This is a genomic window from Curtobacterium sp. ME-Dv--P-122a, from assembly GCF_030209645.1.
Taxonomy (GTDB): domain Bacteria; phylum Actinomycetota; class Actinomycetes; order Actinomycetales; family Microbacteriaceae; genus Curtobacterium; species Curtobacterium flaccumfaciens.
Map to the genome: position 1 here is coordinate 44267 of NZ_JARVRO010000019.1, position 16888 is coordinate 61154.

At 72.5% G+C, this 16888-nt stretch carries 21 protein-coding genes; 11 read left to right on the forward strand and 10 right to left on the reverse strand.

The annotated features are described in order from the left end of the window. Positions 1–10: 10 nt before the first annotated feature. Positions 11–1216, reverse strand: coding sequence for a chromate efflux transporter (chrA, locus tag QRN49_RS17685; RefSeq protein ID WP_284756976.1), 1206 nt, complete (start codon positions 1214–1216; stop codon positions 11–13). 45 nt (positions 1217–1261) lie between these two features. Here chrA and QRN49_RS17690 point away from each other — a divergent pair, with 45 nt between their 5' ends. After that, the gene (locus tag QRN49_RS17690; RefSeq protein ID WP_284756977.1) at positions 1262–1930 is read left to right on the forward strand and encodes an arsenate reductase/protein-tyrosine-phosphatase family protein; all 669 of its coding nucleotides are present in this window, start codon (positions 1262–1264) and stop codon (positions 1928–1930) included. Between the two features lie 173 nt (positions 1931–2103). Here the strand turns inward: QRN49_RS17690 and QRN49_RS17695 are convergent, their stop codons facing one another. Next, a complete protein-coding gene (locus tag QRN49_RS17695; RefSeq protein ID WP_284756978.1) occupies positions 2104–3261 on the reverse strand; it encodes a glycosyltransferase family 4 protein in 1158 nt (385 codons plus the stop codon). 503 nt (positions 3262–3764) lie between these two features. Between QRN49_RS17695 and QRN49_RS17700 the strand changes: the two genes are divergently transcribed. Next, entirely contained in the window at positions 3765–4112 is a 348-nt protein-coding gene (locus QRN49_RS17700) for a hypothetical protein (protein WP_259492415.1), read from the forward strand. Positions 4113–4137: 25 nt separating this feature from the next. Here QRN49_RS17700 and QRN49_RS17705 read toward each other — a convergent pair whose 3' ends face one another. Both QRN49_RS17705 and QRN49_RS17710 read right to left on the reverse strand, forming a co-directional pair. Beyond that, positions 4138–4635: a hypothetical protein gene (locus QRN49_RS17705; protein ID WP_284756979.1), complete on the reverse strand. Its 498-nt coding sequence runs from the start codon at positions 4633–4635 to the stop codon at positions 4138–4140. Positions 4636–4789: 154 nt separating this feature from the next. Beyond that, the gene (locus tag QRN49_RS17710; protein WP_111100596.1) at positions 4790–5623 is read right to left on the reverse strand and encodes an SDR family oxidoreductase; all 834 of its coding nucleotides are present in this window, start codon (positions 5621–5623) and stop codon (positions 4790–4792) included. Positions 5624–5812: 189 nt separating this feature from the next. On the opposite strand from QRN49_RS17710, the gene QRN49_RS17715 reads away from it, so the two are divergent. Then, complete coding sequence (locus QRN49_RS17715; protein ID WP_284756982.1) at positions 5813–6127, forward strand: hypothetical protein; 315 nt, start codon at positions 5813–5815, stop codon at positions 6125–6127. A 24-nt stretch (positions 6128–6151) separates the two neighbouring features. Here QRN49_RS17715 and QRN49_RS17720 read toward each other — a convergent pair whose 3' ends face one another. Continuing rightward, positions 6152–6481: a hypothetical protein gene (locus tag QRN49_RS17720; RefSeq protein WP_128779785.1), complete on the reverse strand. Its 330-nt coding sequence runs from the start codon at positions 6479–6481 to the stop codon at positions 6152–6154. A 106-nt stretch (positions 6482–6587) separates the two neighbouring features. On the opposite strand from QRN49_RS17720, the gene QRN49_RS17725 reads away from it, so the two are divergent. The 3 genes from QRN49_RS17725 (at position 6588) to QRN49_RS17735 (ending at position 8870) form a co-directional block, all read left to right on the forward strand. Further along, the gene (locus QRN49_RS17725) at positions 6588–7544 is read left to right on the forward strand and encodes an AraC family transcriptional regulator (RefSeq protein WP_181440501.1); all 957 of its coding nucleotides are present in this window, start codon (positions 6588–6590) and stop codon (positions 7542–7544) included. A gap of 118 nt (positions 7545–7662) precedes the next feature. Next, positions 7663–8277, forward strand: a complete 615-nt coding sequence (locus tag QRN49_RS17730) for a DapH/DapD/GlmU-related protein (protein WP_284756984.1) — start codon at positions 7663–7665, stop codon at positions 8275–8277. A gap of 176 nt (positions 8278–8453) precedes the next feature. Beyond that, the gene (locus QRN49_RS17735; protein WP_110863892.1) at positions 8454–8870 is read left to right on the forward strand and encodes a VOC family protein; all 417 of its coding nucleotides are present in this window, start codon (positions 8454–8456) and stop codon (positions 8868–8870) included. On the opposite strand, the gene QRN49_RS17740 is transcribed toward QRN49_RS17735, so the two are convergent. Then, positions 8851–9798 carry a methyltransferase family protein gene (locus tag QRN49_RS17740; RefSeq protein WP_284756986.1) on the reverse strand — a complete coding sequence of 316 codons (948 nt, stop codon included), beginning with the start codon at positions 9796–9798 and terminating at the stop codon, positions 8851–8853. The genes QRN49_RS17735 and QRN49_RS17740 overlap by 20 nt on opposite strands. A 66-nt stretch (positions 9799–9864) precedes the next feature. Continuing rightward, complete coding sequence (locus QRN49_RS17745; RefSeq protein ID WP_259570423.1) at positions 9865–10011, reverse strand: hypothetical protein; 147 nt, start codon at positions 10009–10011, stop codon at positions 9865–9867. 114 nt (positions 10012–10125) lie between these two features. On the opposite strand from QRN49_RS17745, the gene QRN49_RS17750 reads away from it, so the two are divergent. Then, a complete protein-coding gene (locus QRN49_RS17750) occupies positions 10126–10464 on the forward strand; it encodes a DUF3140 domain-containing protein (RefSeq protein ID WP_071244508.1) in 339 nt (112 codons plus the stop codon). A 23-nt stretch (positions 10465–10487) separates the two neighbouring features. Next, on the forward strand, positions 10488–10703 hold the full coding sequence (locus QRN49_RS17755; protein ID WP_138803199.1) for a hypothetical protein: 216 nt from the start codon (positions 10488–10490) through the stop codon (positions 10701–10703). Between the two features lie 26 nt (positions 10704–10729). On the opposite strand, the gene QRN49_RS17760 is transcribed toward QRN49_RS17755, so the two are convergent. Together QRN49_RS17760 and QRN49_RS17765 are read right to left on the reverse strand one after the other, a co-directional pair. Then, positions 10730–11584 carry a glycoside hydrolase family 16 protein gene (locus QRN49_RS17760; protein WP_284756990.1) on the reverse strand — a complete coding sequence of 285 codons (855 nt, stop codon included), beginning with the start codon at positions 11582–11584 and terminating at the stop codon, positions 10730–10732. Between the two features lie 103 nt (positions 11585–11687). Beyond that, entirely contained in the window at positions 11688–11948 is a 261-nt protein-coding gene (locus tag QRN49_RS17765; RefSeq protein ID WP_071405277.1) for a hypothetical protein, read from the reverse strand. Between the two features lie 75 nt (positions 11949–12023). On the opposite strand from QRN49_RS17765, the gene QRN49_RS17770 reads away from it, so the two are divergent. Then, positions 12024–12986, forward strand: coding sequence for an SDR family NAD(P)-dependent oxidoreductase (locus QRN49_RS17770; RefSeq protein WP_284756991.1), 963 nt, complete (start codon positions 12024–12026; stop codon positions 12984–12986). Positions 12987–13220: 234 nt separating this feature from the next. Here the strand turns inward: QRN49_RS17770 and QRN49_RS17775 are convergent, their stop codons facing one another. Then, positions 13221–14447, reverse strand: coding sequence for a cobalamin-independent methionine synthase II family protein (locus QRN49_RS17775; protein WP_284756994.1), 1227 nt, complete (start codon positions 14445–14447; stop codon positions 13221–13223). A 356-nt stretch (positions 14448–14803) separates the two neighbouring features. On the opposite strand from QRN49_RS17775, the gene QRN49_RS17780 reads away from it, so the two are divergent. Together QRN49_RS17780 and QRN49_RS17785 are read left to right on the forward strand one after the other, a co-directional pair. Continuing rightward, positions 14804–15652, forward strand: coding sequence for a DUF1684 domain-containing protein (locus QRN49_RS17780; protein ID WP_284756995.1), 849 nt, complete (start codon positions 14804–14806; stop codon positions 15650–15652). Positions 15653–15773: 121 nt separating this feature from the next. Then, a complete protein-coding gene (locus QRN49_RS17785; protein WP_284756996.1) occupies positions 15774–16796 on the forward strand; it encodes an SLAC1 family transporter in 1023 nt (340 codons plus the stop codon). The last annotated feature ends 92 nt before the right edge of the window (positions 16797–16888 follow it).

Sequence of the window (16888 nt, forward strand, 5' to 3'; positions counted from 1 at the left end):
GGTGCTCCGATCAGAGGACGACGGCGCCGAGCAGGCCGGCTCCGATGACGACGGCCCACGGGGGAGCGGACCAGCGGGTGAGGGCGGTGAGGGCGGCCACGGCGAGCGCCAGTGCGGGTGCCGAGCGGACCCCCTCGGTGATGACCGGGTCCCAGAGCGCCGCGGCGAGGAGCCCGACGACCCCCGCGTTCACGCCGGCCAGCACGCGCCGGGCCCACGGCAGGGTGCGGAGGACGTGCCAGAACGGCAGGGCGCCGATGACCAGGAGTGCCGCCGGCAGGAAGATCGCGACGAGTGCCACCGCCGCGCCGACGAGCCCGCTCGGACTGCCGTCGGCGACGGCGCCGAGGTACGCGGCGAAGGTGAACAGCGGCCCGGGCACGGCCTGTGCGGCGCCGTACCCGGCCAGGAAGTCCGCGTGGCCCACCAGGTGCGTGGCCACGGTCTGTGACTCGAGCAGCGGCAGGACGACGTGGCCGCCGCCGAAGACGAGCGAGCCCGCCTGCGCGAAGACCCCGAACAGGCGCACGGCACCGGTGCCGCTCGCGGCCACGGGTGCCGCGACGAGCAGGGCGGCGAACGCGACGAGCGCCGACACGGCGACCCAGCGGGGGAGACGCACGGCGACCTCGGCGTCGGCGACGTCCTCGGGTGGCGCGACGACGCCGCGGAGCCACACCGCGCCGACCACACCGCACACCGCGATGACCGCGACCTGCGCCGCCGGGCCGGGGATGAGCAGCACCACGATCGCGGCGGCGGCCGCGATGGTCGCCCGACGGCGGTCCGGTGTGAGCGAGCGCGCCATGCCGAGCACCGCCTGCGCCACCACAGCGGCTGCGGCGGCCTGCAGCCCGAGCAGCCACCCGGCGCCGGCCAGGTCGGGCGTGCCGGACACGAGCAGGGCGAACGCGACGAGCAGCACCGCGGACGGCAGGGTGAACCCGCACCACGCGGCGAGGAGCCCGAGCAGTCCGGCGCGCTGCAGCCCGAGCGCCATGCCGACCTGGCTCGACGCCGGTCCGGGCAGGAACTGGCACAGCGCGACGAGGTCGGCGTAGGCGTCGTCCCGCAGCCAACGGCGACGCACCACGAAGGCTTCACGGAAGTACCCGAGGTGTGCGACCGGCCCGCCGAACGAGGTCAGCCCGAGCCGCAGGAACACCAGGAACACCGATGCCGCGGACGACCGCAGGGGCTCGGGGCTCGTCGTCACCCGCTCATCTTGACGACGGCGAATGGTTCAGTCAACATTGAACCGATGAACACCGGGCGGCAGGACCTCGAGCGGCGTGCGGCGCAGCACGCGGCCCTCGGTGACGTCGCCCGCCTGGCGATCGTCGACCTGCTCGCCGCGTCTGACGCCAGCCCGAGCGAGGTGCGGGCCGCCCTCGGGATCTCCGGGCCGCTCCTGGCGCACCACCTGCGCGTCCTCGAGCAGGCCGGTCTGGTCACGCGACGCCGCTCCGACGGCGACGGGCGCCGCAGCTACCTGCACCTCGAACCGAGCGGTGTCCCGCACGGTTCGGCAGCGGTGCGGCGACCGGTGTCCCGCGTGCTGTTCGTCTGCACCGGCAACTCCGCGCGCTCCCCGCTGGCCGCCGGCGTCTGGGCGCAGGTCAGCGAGATCGGCTCGCTGTCCGGCGGCACCCGTCCCGCGGCCGCCATCGCCCCCGGGGCGGTCGCCGTCGGGGAACGCCACGGCCTGGCCCTCGGCGACCACGTCCCGCGTGCATTCCGCGACCTCGTCGCCGAGGGCGACCTGGTCGTCACGGTCTGCGACCGCGCGCACGAGTCGATCGACGACGGCGACAGCCTGCACTGGTCGCTGCCGAACCCCTCGCGCGTCGGCACGCCGGACGCGTACGAGGCCACCTACGCGGACCTCCGGTCCCGCGCCACCGCGCTCGCTGCGCGCCTCGCCGCCTGACGCGGCCCCACGAACGGAACGCCCCGATGAGATCCCCCCTCCTCATCGGGGCGTTCTCCTTGCCGTGGTCCGGACGCACTGCCGGACTGGAGGCCCGGGGCGGGCCCGAACCGTGCCTCCCGTCCGTCCCGTGGTGCGCCCAGGGCGGCGCGCGCTCGCGGGGGAGCCGTCACTCAGGGCCGGCAGCTGCCGGCGACCAGCCGGAGGACCTGATCGGTGTGCCGCTCCGCCGTCGCGACCCGCGCGTGCTCGATCGCGGCGGCGGTGTGAGGCCGCAGCAGCGTCCGGTCCGAGGCGAGTTCGATGATCGTCGTGGCGAGCCCGAACGCGGTCTCGTCGTCGGTCAGGACGGCGGCGGAGCCGAACTCGCTCGCCAGGCGGATGTCGGACACGATGACCGGACGGTGGTCCCGGAACGCCTCGAGCGCGGTCATCGGCTGGCCGTCGTGCTCGAGTGAGCAGACCACCGCCGCGTGCCCGCACAGCAGCAGGTCGTGGACGGCCTGCGACGACAGGCGGCCGTGGACACGGACCGACACCGGCGTGCGGGTCGGGGGAACGGTCCCGCCGGCGACGTCGACCCGTACGGCGTGTGCCCCGAGCCGGATCTCCACCAGCCGGATCGCGTTGAGGAGGACGTCGAGGCGCTTGTCCGGGGTGAACCGCGACGCCCAGACGAGCCGGAGTGGGCCGAGCTCCGGCGCCGGCGGCGGTTCGACCGGCCGGCGGCCGAGGGCGTTGGGCACGACGTGGACCGGGCCGACGCCGGCCTCGCGGAGGACACGGGCCTGCCGCGTCGTCGGGGTGACGACGACGTCGGCCGCCCCGGAGACGGCCACGGCCATGTTGCGGCGCGCGTCGTCCATGGGGTGCCCCGTGAAGCGGTGCCGTGTGGGCCGGATGCCGGTCACCACACGGTGCGCGTGCCGTGCGAGGGGCGCCATCGCCGCCGCGGTCCGGCCCCGGACCGGCGCCGAGCCGTGCACGGTGTGGATCGTCGGCAGCTCGAGGGAGCGCGCCGTGGTCAGCGCCGCCGCGGCGAGGCCGAAGTCCGAGTGGGTGACGACGAGGTCGATCCGTTCCTCGAGCATCAGCGTGCCGAGGCACCGGCGGACGCGGACCGAGTTGCGGACCACCGGCAGGTCGCTCTCCGGGGCGCTGATCGACGGTTCGACCTCGAACAGGCGGACGCCGTGCTTCCGCAGCTCCGCGGTCTCGCTCGAGCGCGGAGTCGCCACCCAGACGACGTGACCGGACTCGGCGAAGGCCTTCGCCTGCTCGACCAGCGCGGCGCGTTCACCCCGCATCGCCGACAGGGGGAAGTCGCTCACGAGCAGGACCGTCGCCTTCGCCGCCACCATGTCAGCGGCCGGTCTCGAGCACGGTGGTCTGGCGGGGGCTGCGCATGCGGTCTCTCACGGTTCGGGAGCGGAACGGGGTGCTGGGAACCGTAGGCGTTCAGAAGACGATCGTCTAGTGAACCGCCGTGCTGCTGAGCGGGCCTTCACGACTCCCCGGGCCGACGCTCAGCCGGGCGCGCGGCGGACGGTCGGGCACTGTCCGGTTCCTGCGGAACATGGACACGTCTGAGCCGTGGTCGACGTACAGTCTCCGGAAGCTACCCCGCCGGACCCTACCGGCGGGTGCCCGACCCCCCGTTCCCGGGCTGGCCTCGTCATGACCACCGCGTCGAACCCGACGGCGTCGTAGCGCGAGGACGTCTGCTCCTGACCCGAACTCGTGGCAGACGTCCTCGCACCTTCCCGCTGTCGTCGAGGAACCGCCGGTCCCCGATCTCGGGGCGAGCAGCGGCCAGGGGACCACGGGGGACACCATGCAGCACCAGCGCGCCATCACCGCACTCGCGACGCTCACCGCGACGATCGCCCTGGCGGTGACGCTCAGCGGGTGCACGGTGTCGACGTCGTCGTCGGCGTCACGGACCGTGACGCCGGACGCCTTCGAACGCGTCGTCGTCGACGCGTTGGCCGACGTCTCGGACGCGACGCCCGAGGTCGACTGCGGTGCGGACGACATCGCGATCGAGGACGGCGCCGAGGTGCACTGCGACGTGAACACGGCGGGCTACGACGTGGTCTACGACTCGGTGTCCACGATCAGCACCGACGGCGGCGACGACTACCACGTGGACGTGGAAGTGGCCGACCAGCCCAAGGACTGATCGGCCACTGCGCGGTGTCCGACGACTAGCGGTCGGACGCCTCGACGACGCAGCTCTCGACCTGCTCGGCGGCCTTCGAGTCGTCGGCGAACGGCGTCGGTGCATCCGAGGTGGTGGTCGTCTCGTCGGCGACGGCCTGCTTGGCGACGTCGTTCACGGCGTACAGCGGACCGTCGAAGTCGTCGGCCGTGGGGTCGGCGGTGGTCGCCCAGATGGTGACCTCGTCGTCGTTCGAGTCGTTGCTGTCCGCGGGGACGATCGCGGCACCGAGGTACCAGCCGCCGTCACCCTTCTGGATGTTCGCGAACTCGGTGGTGTCGTGCGACCCGACCGCCTTGTCGATCATGTCGACGGCGGAGCTGGCGGCCACGTCGCACTGGGCCGACTGGGACTTCTCCTCGGAGCCGGGGACCTTGCCGACGGGGTTGATGTTCTGCGCTCCGCCGGGGTCGCAGGCGGTGAGCAGGAGGGCTACGGTGGCGGCGCCGAACAGCGCCGTGACGGTCTTCGCTCGCGTGGACATGGCCCTGAACGTAGGCCGGCCCCGGTGGGCGGCGGTTCAGCCAGGAGCGTCCCCAGACGACGGACGGGAGGCCGGCGCACGTCGTGCCCCGGGCCTCCCGTCCGTCACCTGGTCCCGTTGCCGGACCGTGTCCGGTTGCCGGACCGGCGTCCCGTCACAGGATCGGGGTGCCGCCGGTCACGGCGACCCGCGCCCCGGAGACGTAGCTGCCGTCGTCACTGGCGAGCAGCACGTAGACGGGTGCGAGCTCGGCCGGCTGGCCGGGACGGCCGAGCGGCGACTGCTTGCCGAACTGCTCGACCTGCTCCGGCGGCATCGTCGACGGGATCAGCGGCGTCCAGATCGGACCGGGTGCGACGCTGTTCACGCGGATGCCGCGTTCCCCGAGCAGCTGCGCCAGCGCGGCCGACAGGTTCGCGACGCCCGCCTTGGTGACGTCGTAGGGCGCCAGGTTCGGCTTCGGGTTGTCGGAGTTCACCGAGCTCGAGCCGATGATCGACGACCCCGGGCCGAGGTGCGGCAGCGCGGCCTTGACGAGGTGGAAGTAGGCGCTGAGGTTCGTCGCGAGGGTGTGGTCCCACTCCTCGTCGCTGATCTCCTCGATCGTCTCGTGGGTCATCTGGTAGGCGGCGTTGTTCACGAGGACGTCGAGCCCGCCGAGCTCCGAGACCGCCCGGTCGATGACGGATCGGCAGTACGCGGGATCGCTCACGTCGCCCGGGAACAGCACGGCCTTCCGACCGGCCTCCTCGATCCAGCGCTTCGTGTCCTGCGCGTCGTCCTCCTCTTCCGGCAGGTAGCTGATCAGGACGTCGGCACCCTCGCGCGCGAACGCGATCGCGACGGCCTTCCCGATGCCGCTGTCCCCACCGGTGATGACGGCCCGCTTGCCGGTGAGCTTGCCGGAGCCGCGGTACGACTCCTCACCGTGGTCGGCCTTCGGGGTGAGTTCCTGGTCGCTCCCCGGGGGCTGCTGCTGCTCGGTCATGTCTCTCCCTGTGGTCGGTTTCCCTGGACGTCCCCGATGCTGGGCGGGCGCCACTGAACGCCTGTCCAGGGTCACGGCGTACCCCGTTCGGTGCTCGAAGATGTGTACCCGGCACGTCGGCCGCCTACCGTGGCACCGGATCAGGGAACCGTCACCGCGACGGAAGCTCCTCTTCACCAGGGAGCAACGTTGAAGTACGTGAACTACGCGGGCACCGTCCGTGTCCTGACGAGCGACTCGATCGCCGACGCGGTGATCCGGTACGCCGCCGCTCTGCACCAGAGTCGGCTGAGCGACGTCGTGTCGATCCCGACGGCCGACGACTTCGGGGTGGCGAGCACCGTCGAGGTGCTGCTGGCCCCGTCCGTCGCGGTGGCCGTGGAGCCAGCCCCTGATGACGACCTCGAGCCCGAGGGCGACGCGTTCCTGCTCGAGATCGCACGGCGCACCGAGGCCGTGCTCGCCGTCGACCCCAACGCGACGCCGCCGGACCTCGGGCGCTGAGCGGTCGCTCCGCGGGGGCGCTGCTTACGCCACCGGCCCCTCGGTCAGGTCCGTCCGGGTGTCCGCGTGGATCACCTCGTCGTGCTCGAACGTCAGTGCGGCGGCACGCAGCCGTGCCACGAACACCGCGTCCTCGCGCTCGAGTTCGTCCTCGTCGGCGTCCTCGACCACGAGCTGACTCGACGGACCGATGAGGACCTTGGTGGTCGTCATGGTGCCGTCCGTCGCCACCGAGGGGATCGCGACGGTGTCCGCCCGGTTGCCACCGGCCAGGGCCGCGGCGTACTCGATCACGGCATCGGCCACGTCGTCGCTCGTCAAGATCGTCGAACGGTCGTACTGGATCTGCTTCATGTCCGGGCCTCCATCTGCACAGCAAACAGGGCTTCGGCTGGCCGCCGTACAGGAACACGGCGCGTCGCTCGTTGCGCCGACGCCGACTTGTCGTCAGGATCGTCACGTGCCCGAGACCATGCACCGCCTGCTGCGGGAGATCCAGACCGCCGAGCCGTCGGTCGCGGCCGAGGCGATGGCCCGGACGCACATCACCCACGGACTGTCGGTCGAACCGACGGACGCCGAGTTCGTGTTCGAGGAGCGCGTGCGCGGAACGGCGCTGCTGTCGCTCGAGTCGACCCGCTGCACCGGGGTCCTGAGCGGCACGATCGAGCCCGGCGACGCGATGATGATCTTCTGGATGAAGTCCGGCGTCGCGCAGCTCGACGAGAACACCGTGAAGATCGGCCGCCCGACGCTCTTCCGTCAGGGGCCCCAACGCTTCCGCTGGATCGCCTGCAACAAGGACGTCCTGCGGATCGACCGCTCGATCGTCGAACAGGTCGCGGCCGAGCGCGGCGACTGGGCCCCGGGTCCCATCGAGTTCCGTCCGCGGCACGTCCCCGAGGGCGCCCCGCTCGCTGCCTGGTGGCTCATGGTGCGGTCCATCGCACAAGAGGTCCTGGCCGGACCGGACGCCGTCCCGATCGAACGCGAGCGGGAGCTCGCGCGCTTCGCCGCCGGCGGTCTGCTCACCGCGATCCCGCACTGGCCGGTCGGGCAGCACGAGCCGGTCATGGCCTCCACCGCCCGCTTCGCCCGCGCCGAGACCTTCCTGCTCGAGCACGCCACCGAGCAGATCACCGTCGACGACGTCGCCGAGGCCGCCGGCCTGAGCGTGCGCGGCGTGCAGGCGGCGTTCCAGCGGCACCACGGCATCACCCCGACCATGTACCTGCGTCGCATCCGGCTGCTGCTCGCGCGCGAACAGCTCGAGTCGGGCGACGGCCGGAGCATCGCCGAGATCGCCCGGGCCACCGGGTTCGCGCACCTCGGCCGGTTCGCGGGGAGCTACCGCGAGGAGTTCGGCGAGCTGCCCCGGCAGACGGCGTCCACTGCGCGCGACGGCGCCCGCGCGTAGCGAGCAGCCGCGCGGCCCCGCAAGAATCCCGCAACCGCCCGCCGTCCGGCCGATCGCCGACGATCGTCGCCCTACGTTTGCGCTGCACGGACACGCAGCCACGACGACTGGAGACCCCATGGCCGGCTCAGCAGCACCACCCGTCCCGACTGCGGCCGTCCCGCCGACGACCGATCCGTCGACGTTCGGCCGCCGGCTCGTCGAGGACGCCTCCTACGCCCGTGAACACTTCGTCTTCACGGCACTGCTCGGATCCCCGCTGCTGCCCCGGATCGTCCGGCGGCTGCTGCTCCGTGCCGCCGGGGCACACGCCGAGTCCGGTGTGGGCACCGGGTTCTCGCTGACGGGCGACCCGAAGCACCTCACGATCGGGCGGGGCGTCTTCTGCAACCGCAACGTGACCGTCGAGGCCGTCGCCCCCGTGACCATCGGGGCGAACACCGCGATCGGGATGCAGGTGCTCATCATGACGAGCCACCACGAGATCGACGCCGAGGGCCGGTGGAGCGACGTCGCGACCGGCCGACCGGTGGTCGTCGAGGAACACGTCTGGATCGGCGGCCGCGCCACGATCCTGCCGGGCGCCCACATCGAGCACGATGTGGTGGTCGCCGCCGGCGCCGTGGTCGTCGGCCGCCTGGCGGCGCACGGCGTCTACGCCGGCGTCCCCGCCAAGCGCATCCGCGAGCTCGCCCCGTCCGCGCGACCGCCGGTGGTGGACCCCGCCGCGTGACGGCCTGTGGTGGACCCCGCCGGGTGACGGCCTCGAGGCCCGTGGCGGCGCCGCCACGCGCCTCCCGTCCGGCGCGGCCCAGCACCCGTGCGCCTGCCGCTTCCGCGGGGACGCGCACTCTGCCAACATGACCACGACGCGGGCGACGACGCCCGCGCAGGACGAGGGAGACCGTCATGACCGTTCGCCTCAACCCCTACCTCGGGTTCCGGAGCGGCGCCCGCGAAGCGCTCGAGTTCTACCACTCGGTCTTCGGCGGCACGCTCACCATCGGCACGTTCGGTGAAGCCGGCATGAGCCAGGACCCCGCCGACGCCGACAAGGTGATGCACGGCCAGCTCGACGGCGACCAGGGCCTGCTCCTGATGGCCTCGGACGCACCGTCCGGCATGCCGACGCCGGCCGAGAGCAGCATCTCGCTGTCGCTCAGCGGTGACGACCACGAGCTGCTGACGCGCTGGTGGAACGGCCTCGCGCAGGGCGCGACGATCATCGAACCACTCACCACCGCGCCGTGGGGCGACACCTTCGGCATGCTGACCGACCGCCACGGGGTGTCGTGGCTCGTCAACATCAGCGGCGCGACGAGCTGAGCGGCAGCGAACCCACGCGTGCCGGCACCGGCCACCGCGGCACCCAGCACCGGACCTGCTCGGCGTAGCGACGGAAGTCGTCGCCGAACCGTTCCGCCAGGTCGGATTCCTCGAGCGGGCGGACGATGCAGTTCCAGACCACGGAACCGGCGATCGCGTAGACGACGACCAGCCACGACGACAGCAGCAGGCCGACGGCGACGCCCTGCGTGATGCCGGCCAGTGCCATCGGGTTCCGCACCGACCGGTACGGCCCGGCGACCACCAGGCGGTTCGCGGTGGCCGAGGGCAGCGGCGTGCCCTCGCCCTTCGTCGACATCGCCGCTGCCGACGCGATGCCGAGCGCGCTGGCCAGCAGGAGCACGACCACACCGACGACGGTGAGGGCCGTGACGAAGGGTGCGGGCAGGTCCGGGTGCAGGCCCCAGCGGTGCTCGGCGAACGCGATGAGCAGGGGGAACACCCCGAGGAACAGGCCCCAGAAGACGACGATCTGCAGCACGGTCGCGGTGACGTGCCGGGAGCGCGGGGCGCTGGCGTCAGCGGTGCGGATCCGCAGCGGACCGCTCGTCACCCACTCCGTCGGGATGCGTCCGAGCAGCACCAGGGCGAGGGCGAGGGCCGAGCCGATCGTGGCGGCGAGCATGACGAGCACGCCCCAGCCGGCCTCGCCGGTCACGGTGGCCCAGACGCTCAGCGCGACGAGCACCAGGGCGGTCCACACCGTCGTGCCCACCGCGGCGGCTCGGACACCGGCGGCGGCGAACGCCGAGGCGACGACGAACAGCGGGACGTCGAACACGGCGACGAGCACCGGGTCGAGCGAGCCGAGCGTGGTCGTGCGGATCCACGGCAGCGTCGCGACGGCGATCCACCAGGCTGCTCCGCCGACGGCTTGCAGCGCGTAGTACCGCCGGCCCCAGGACATGGGTGCACGGTAGCAGTGCGCGGCGAGGGGCCGGGCCGGGGGCGCCCTCGCTCCCGCTGGGGGGGGTCAGCTGGTGTGGTTGATCTGTCCGAGCCAGCGACCGAAGGACGGGGTGCGCTCGTCGTGCAGGCTGGGCAGGACGGGCTTCGGCAGGCAGGCGCGCTCGTCGGTGACGGTTCCGGCGCCGGTGCTCTTGTGGAGGTCGAGGCTCATGGTGGGCTCCTTCGTGGTCGGTGGAGTGTTCGACACCGGGCGGGGCCGTTCCATTCCCATCTGACCCGCCCCGCCCTGCGCAGTCGTCCAGCACCGCCGGGTTTGCTCGACCGCATGAGCGAGCACGACGACGAGCAGACCCGAGCCGACTTCGACGACGCGGTGAACATGACCGCCACCGAGTTGCGGAAGTGGCTCGACACCGACGAGTCGAAGTCCGTCGGGCAGAAGCCCTCGGGCGGCGGCGAGTCGACCGGGCACGAGAGCGGCCGGCACATCATCCGCATCCTCGAGAAGCACAAGGCCGACCGCACCGACGACGACCTGGCGCACATGCGGAAGGTCGTCGGCTACGTCGCCCGGCACTCGGAGCAGCGGCCCGACGGCGACGTGCACGACACCCCCTGGCGGTACTCGCTCATGAACTGGGGCCACGACCCGGAGAAGCACTGACGGCATCGGGCAGAATGGGTGGCGTGAACGAGACGGGCATGCCGCGCTTCCGACGGATCTGGTCGACCGTGCAGGTCGGTGTCCTCGCGATCGCCGTCGCGTTCTGCGTCGTGATGCTCGTGATCGGGCAGGGCAAGCTCGACCGGGTCTACGCGGTCGCCGCGGTGTTCTTCGGACTCGCCCTGGTCGGGCACAGCACCTACCTGTGGCTCGTCGCCCGGGCGAACCGCCGTCCCTGACGCGCTTCCGGCTTGGCGATCCCCGGCTAGGCGTTCTGGTGGACCCGTAGCCAGTCGATGGTCATCTGCTGCGGGAACCGCGTCGAGGCGTCCGGCGAACCCGGCCAGTTCCCGCCGACCGCGACGTTGAGGATCACGAAGAACGGCTTGTCGAACACCCACGGGGCCGAGCCGACGTCGGCCCGTGTGACCGTCCGGTACGCGACACCGTCGACCGTCCAGGTGATCGAGCCGGGGCGCCAGTCGACCCCGTACACGTGGAAGTCGTCGGCGAACGCTGCTCCGGACGGGTTCGTGTACGCCGCCGAGATGCCCTGCGCGCCGGAGTACTCGGGCCCGTGCACCGTGCCGTGCACGATCCCCGGCTCGTACCCGACGTTCTCCATGACGTCGATCTCGCCGCACGCCGGCCAGCCGACCTGCCCGATGTCCGCGCCGAGCATCCAGAACGCCGGCCAGATGCCCTGGCCGCGGGGGATGCGGATCCGCGCCTCGATGCGGCCGTACTGCGCGGTGTAGGTGCTCTCGGACTTCAGCCGGGCCGACGAGTACGAGCCGTCGGCCTCGCGGTGTGCGGTGATCACGAGGTTGCCGGCACCGTCGAGCGCCGCGTTCCGCCGCGAGTCCGTGTAGGTCTGTAGCTCCGCGTTGCCCCAGCCGCCGGCACCCAGGTCGTACCGCCAGATCCCGGGGTTCGGCGCGCTGCCGGCCGGGCCGTCGAACTCGTCGGCGGCGAGCAGCACGGGCGCAGCGGTCGGCGCCGCAGCTCCGGTCACGGCCTGTGCCGAGCCATCCGGGATCGCCGTCGCGCCGAGGGCGGTCGTCGCGGCTCCGGCGAGTCCGAGCGTCATGAAGCGCCGTCGATCGATGTGCTGGTCCATGTCGTGCTCCCTGCAGCGCGATGGTGGTGTGGTCGTCGGATCATGCACCATCCGGCCGCACCTGAACAGGCCCGGATCCCGCTTCGTCCGCGGGACGCACCCGTCAGCCGAAGCGCATCGCGAGCGGCACGAGCAGGCCCGCGACCCAGACGAGCACCATCACGAGGGCGCCGACCGCGATGAGCCGTCGGCGCCGCCGCAGCTTCGGGCTCCGCTCTTCGCCCCACATCTGTGCACGGACCAGCACCCGGTTCGCCTGCTCGACGACCTTCCGCACCTCGGGGTCGTCGACGTCGAGGACACCGGCGCGGGCGTGCTCGGCGATGACCGCGGCTTCGTCGACGGTCAGGTCGTCCTTGCGCATGCTCCATCTTCGCACCGCGTGCAGGGGTACGACCCGGCTGTGCGGGAACGGACCACGGCCGGGTACCAAGGACACATGGGACATCGGTACCGCGGGAAGATCGTCGTCATCACCGGAGCATCGAGCGGCATCGGGAGGGCCGCCGCACACGAGTTCGCCCGGCAGGGCGCCACGCTCGTGCTCGCCGCACGCGGGCACGACTCGCTCGAGGCCGCAGCCGCCGAGTGCCGGAAGCTCGGCGCCGAGGCGATCGCGATCCCGACCGACGTCGCCGACGAGCACCAGGTGAAGGACCTCATCGGCACGGTGACGACCCGCTTCGGTCGCATCGACGTGTTCGTCGGCAACGCGGCCCTGTTCGTCTACGGCCTGTTCGAGCAGACCCCCACCGAGGCGTTCAAGCGCGTCGTCGACACGAACCTGTACGGGCACCTCAACGCGATCACGCACCTGCTGCCGCACTGGAAGCAGCGCGGGAAGGGGACCTACGTGCTCGTCGGTTCGATCCAGTCGCTGCTCTCGGCGCCCTACCAGTCGGCGTACGTCACCAGCAAGCACGCTGCGCTCGGCCTGGTCGACGTGCTCGGTGACGAGTTCGCGGGCACCGGCATCAAGTTCACGGCGCTGCTGCCGTCCACGATCGACACCCCGATCTACCAGAACGGTGCCAACTACACCGGCAAGACCTCGCACCCGCTGCCGCCCACCGTCTCGGTCGAGCGGGCCGGCCGTGCCGTCGTGCAGGCCGCCACGCACCCCAAGCGCTACCGCTTCGTCGGACGGATCCAGGCGTCGCTCGTGCCGCTGCAGTACGTGTTCCCGGGCCTGTTCCACAAGATCACGAAGCCGATGGTGGAGACGTTCGCGCTCCGCGGCAAGGGCGCCCCGACCGACGGGAACCTCTACACCCCCGCCGACGCCGCGAACGCGACGAACGGCGGCTGGGTCGCGAAGCGACGGCGCGTCACGCGCCCCCTCGTCTGGCTCGGCGTCGCGGCTGCGGGCGCGGCGGTCGTGCTCGGCCGCTCGCGTCGGTAGACGCATCTGCTGACGGCCTGGAGGCCCGGTGCCAGCTGGCACCGGGCCTCCCGTCCGTCCGTGCGTGCGTCCACAGCCGGGCGTACCTGCCCGAACCGGGCGTACCTGGCGGAAGCGGGAGTACCTGCCCGAACCGGGCGTACCTGGCGAAATCGGGCGTACCTGCCGTGTTCTTCTTGGCAGGTACGCCCGATCTCGCCAGGTATCGCAGTCGTTCTGGGAAGGAACGGGCGGCTAGAAGAGCCTCGCGCTCGCGCGCCGGGCACCCTCGCCGAGGGCCTCGAGCTTCGCCGCGGCGATCTGCGGGTGCACGCGACCGCCGAGGCCGCAGTCCGTGCCGGCGATGACGCGCTCACGCCCGACGACCGAGGCGAACCGCTCGATGCGCTGCGCGACGAGGTCGGGGTGCTCGACGACGTTCGTGGCGTGGCCGACGACGCCCGGGACGATGACCTTGCCCTCGGGCCGGGTGACGTCCTGCCAGACGGTCCACTCGTGCTCGTGGCGGGCGTTCGCGGCCTCGAACGAGTACGCGCCGGCGTCGATCTCGAGCATCAGGTCGACGATGTGGCGGAGTTCGATGTCGGTCGTGTGCGGGCCGTGCCAGGAACCCCAGCACAGGTGGAAGCGCACGCGGCTGGTGTCGAGGCCCCGCAGTGCGTGGTTGAGCGCCTCGACACGGATTCGGGTGAAGGCGCGGTAGTCCTCGATGCTCGGCTCGGGGTTGATCTGGTCCCAGTTCTCGGCGATCGAGGGGTCGTCGATCTGCAGCACGAGGCCGGCGTCGAGGATCGTCGTGTACTCCTCGCGCAGGGCGTCGGCCCACGCCCAGATGTGTTCTTCCTCGGTCGCGTAGTACTCGTTCGCGATGCGGGCGGCGGAGCCGGGGGAGAGCGCCGTGATGAAGCCGTTGTCGGCGCCGGCGGCCTCGACCGCGTGCTTGAGGTTGGCGGCGTCGGTGGCCGCGGCGTCGTGGCCGGTGTAGGTGATCGGGCCGGTGGTGGTCGGGAACGCGGTGGCGTTCTTGCCGGTGCCGATGCCCGACTCGGGGTCGGTGTACGCGTCGTGGAAGATCGTCCAGTCGCGCCGGTCCGGGAAGCTCGTGAGCCGGATGTTCCCCGGGGTGGACCGGACCGGCTGCTGCGAGAAGATGTTCTCGTCGGTCAGGCTCAGGCCGCTGACACGCTGGAACGAGTAGCCCCACCACGCGCCGTAGTCGACGCTGTTCGACATCGCCTTGCCGAACTCGCCGTCACCGGGCTGCGTGATGCCGAGCGCGGTCTGCCGTGCGACGACGTCGTCGACGGCCGCGCTCGTCAGGGCACGGACCTCGTCGGTGGTCTCGAGCGTGAAGCCGTCGGCGGCGACGGGCCGTGCGGCGTTCGCGGCGATGAGCTCGGGGGTGCGGGGGAGCGATCCGGCGGTGGTGGCCTGGATGCGGTCGGTGTTCTCGAAGGGCATGCGCTGCCTTCCTCTCGATGGGTGCGGACTGTCGGGAGTCGGGGGCCGCGCGCGAGGCTTCGCGGTGCGCTGCAGTGCCACTCTGCCACGAGGGGCCGGGCCGGTTACGTTGCGCGACTGTGGCTTCGTGCGGACGCCGAACGACAGGGTCGGTGTCGTACGACACCGACTCGGTCGCCTGTTGCGCGCGCAGACGGTTGCAGGCGCGTGCGAACGACAGGGTCGATGTCGGACGACGTCGACGGTGTCGTTCCCCGTCGACTCGGCCCCCGCGCGCCCGCCCGCCGCACGCCGCGCCGCCGACGCACGGCGACACGATCGTCGCGCCACCGGGCCACGAGTCGTACGGTCGACCCATGAGCACGACGACCCCGACGAGCGACACCACCACGACGAACCCGACGCCCCCGGCCGCACCGACCTTCGCCGAATCGTGGACCACGTGGCACGACGACCACGAGCAGGCCCGGGCGAGCGAGCACGGGTTCCTCGCGATCACGAGCATCCGCTGGCTCACCGGCACGCCGGAACGGTTCGAGGACGCCCCGGGCAGCTGGTCGACGGACGAGGGCGGCCCGGTGGTCGCACTGGCCGACGACGAGATTATCGAGGTCGACGGACAGCCGGTCACCGGGACGCACCGGTTCGGCCCGCTGCCGGAGCGCTCGAGCACGAACGTGGTGTGGCGCGACGGCGACGAGACCGTGGTGATCGAGGTCGCCCGGCGCGGCGGCAGTGACCTGCTGCGCCCGCGGCACCCGTCGAACCCGACCCGCGTCGGCTACCAGGGCACCCCGGCGTACGCCCCCGCTGAGCGCTTCGTCGTGGACGCGCACTTCGAGCCGTTCGACACCCCGCGCGAGGTCACCGTCGGCAGCGTCGTCGACGGCCTGCTGCACGTGTACGAGGCCCCCGGCGTCCTGACGTTCGACCTCGACGGGCCACGGTCGCTCCTGGCGTTCAACGGGCACGCCGGCGGCCTGCACGTGCTGTTCACCGACCGCACGAGCGGGGTCACGACGTACGCGGCGAACCGGAGTCTCGACATCGCCGCACCGGATGCCGACGGTGCCACCCGCATCGACTTCAACCGGTCGACGAACCTGCCGTGCGCGTACACCCCGCACGCGACCTGCCCGCTGCCGCCTGCCGAGAACCGGCTGGACGTGGCGATCGAGGCGGGCGAGCAACTGCCCGCAGCCTGACCGCGGAGCACGCACGGCCCGCCGAGCACACACGGCCCGCGGGCATGCACGTCCCGCCGCGCACGCACGGCCCCCGGGCGCGCACCGACGCAGCCGACCCGTCCACGAGAATGGGGGAGCCATGCCACGACCCACCTCCCGCATCCCGCTCAACACCCTCGCCGTCCCGTTCGGCCTCGCCGGCTTCGCCGAGACGTGGTCGTACGCCGCCCCCGTGCTGCACCTGCCCACCGTGGTGCCGCAGGTGTTCTGGGCGATCGCGGCCGTCGCGTGGGTGTGGCTGCTCGGTGCGCACGTCGTCCGCGGCGCACGCGTCCCGGAACGGCTCGTCGACCAGCTCCGGCACCCGGCGCAGGGGCCGATTGCCGCGCTCGTGCCCGCGACCGCGATGCTGCTCGGGGTCGACCTCGCGCGGTTCGCCCCCGTCGCCGGGCAGGTCGTCGTACTCGCCGCCGTGGCCACCGCGGCCGGGTTCGCCGCCTGGCTGCTGAGCACCTGGTTCGAGGGCCGGCTCGCCCTGGAGTCCGTGCACGGCGGCTACCTGCTGCCGACCGTCGCCGCGGCCCTGGTCGCCTCGGTCGCCACGCACGAGGTCGGCGTCGGCTGGCTGTCCTGGCCGGCCCTCGGCGTCGGCGTGTTCTTCTGGGGCGTCATGACCGGCCTGCTGCTCATCCGGCTGGCGTTCCGACCGGCGCTGCCGGGGCCGCTCGTGCCGACGATGGCGATCCTGGTCGCGCCGCCGGCGGTCGCCACCCTTTCGGTGTTCGCCCTCACCGACGGCGCTGTGACGCTGCCCGTGCAGGCCATCGCGGGGCTCGGCGTCCTGATGGTCCTCGTGCAGCTGGCCCTGCTGCCGCGGTACGTCCGCCTGGCGTTCTCGCTCGGGTTCTGGTCGTTCGTGTTCCCGGCAGCCGCGGTCGCCACCGCCGCAGTGGAGTGGTTTCGGGCACTCGCGCTGCCGTCCGCCTGGATCCCCACCACCGCGTTGCTGACGCTGCTGAGCGTGCTCGTCGCGGTCGTCGGTGCCCGCTCGATCGGCCTCGCCGTGCACCACCTGCTCGGGCAGGCCGAGCGGACCCTGCACGACGCCGACGACGAGGACGCCGCCCCCGGCCCCGTGACGGGCGCGACGCGCGTGGTCTGACCAGCGGGGCGGTCGGGCCCGCGCAGGCGGCGGACGGGAGGCCCGTGGCGGCCCCGCCCCGCGCCTCCCGTCAAGTCGCGGGGACGCGTCTC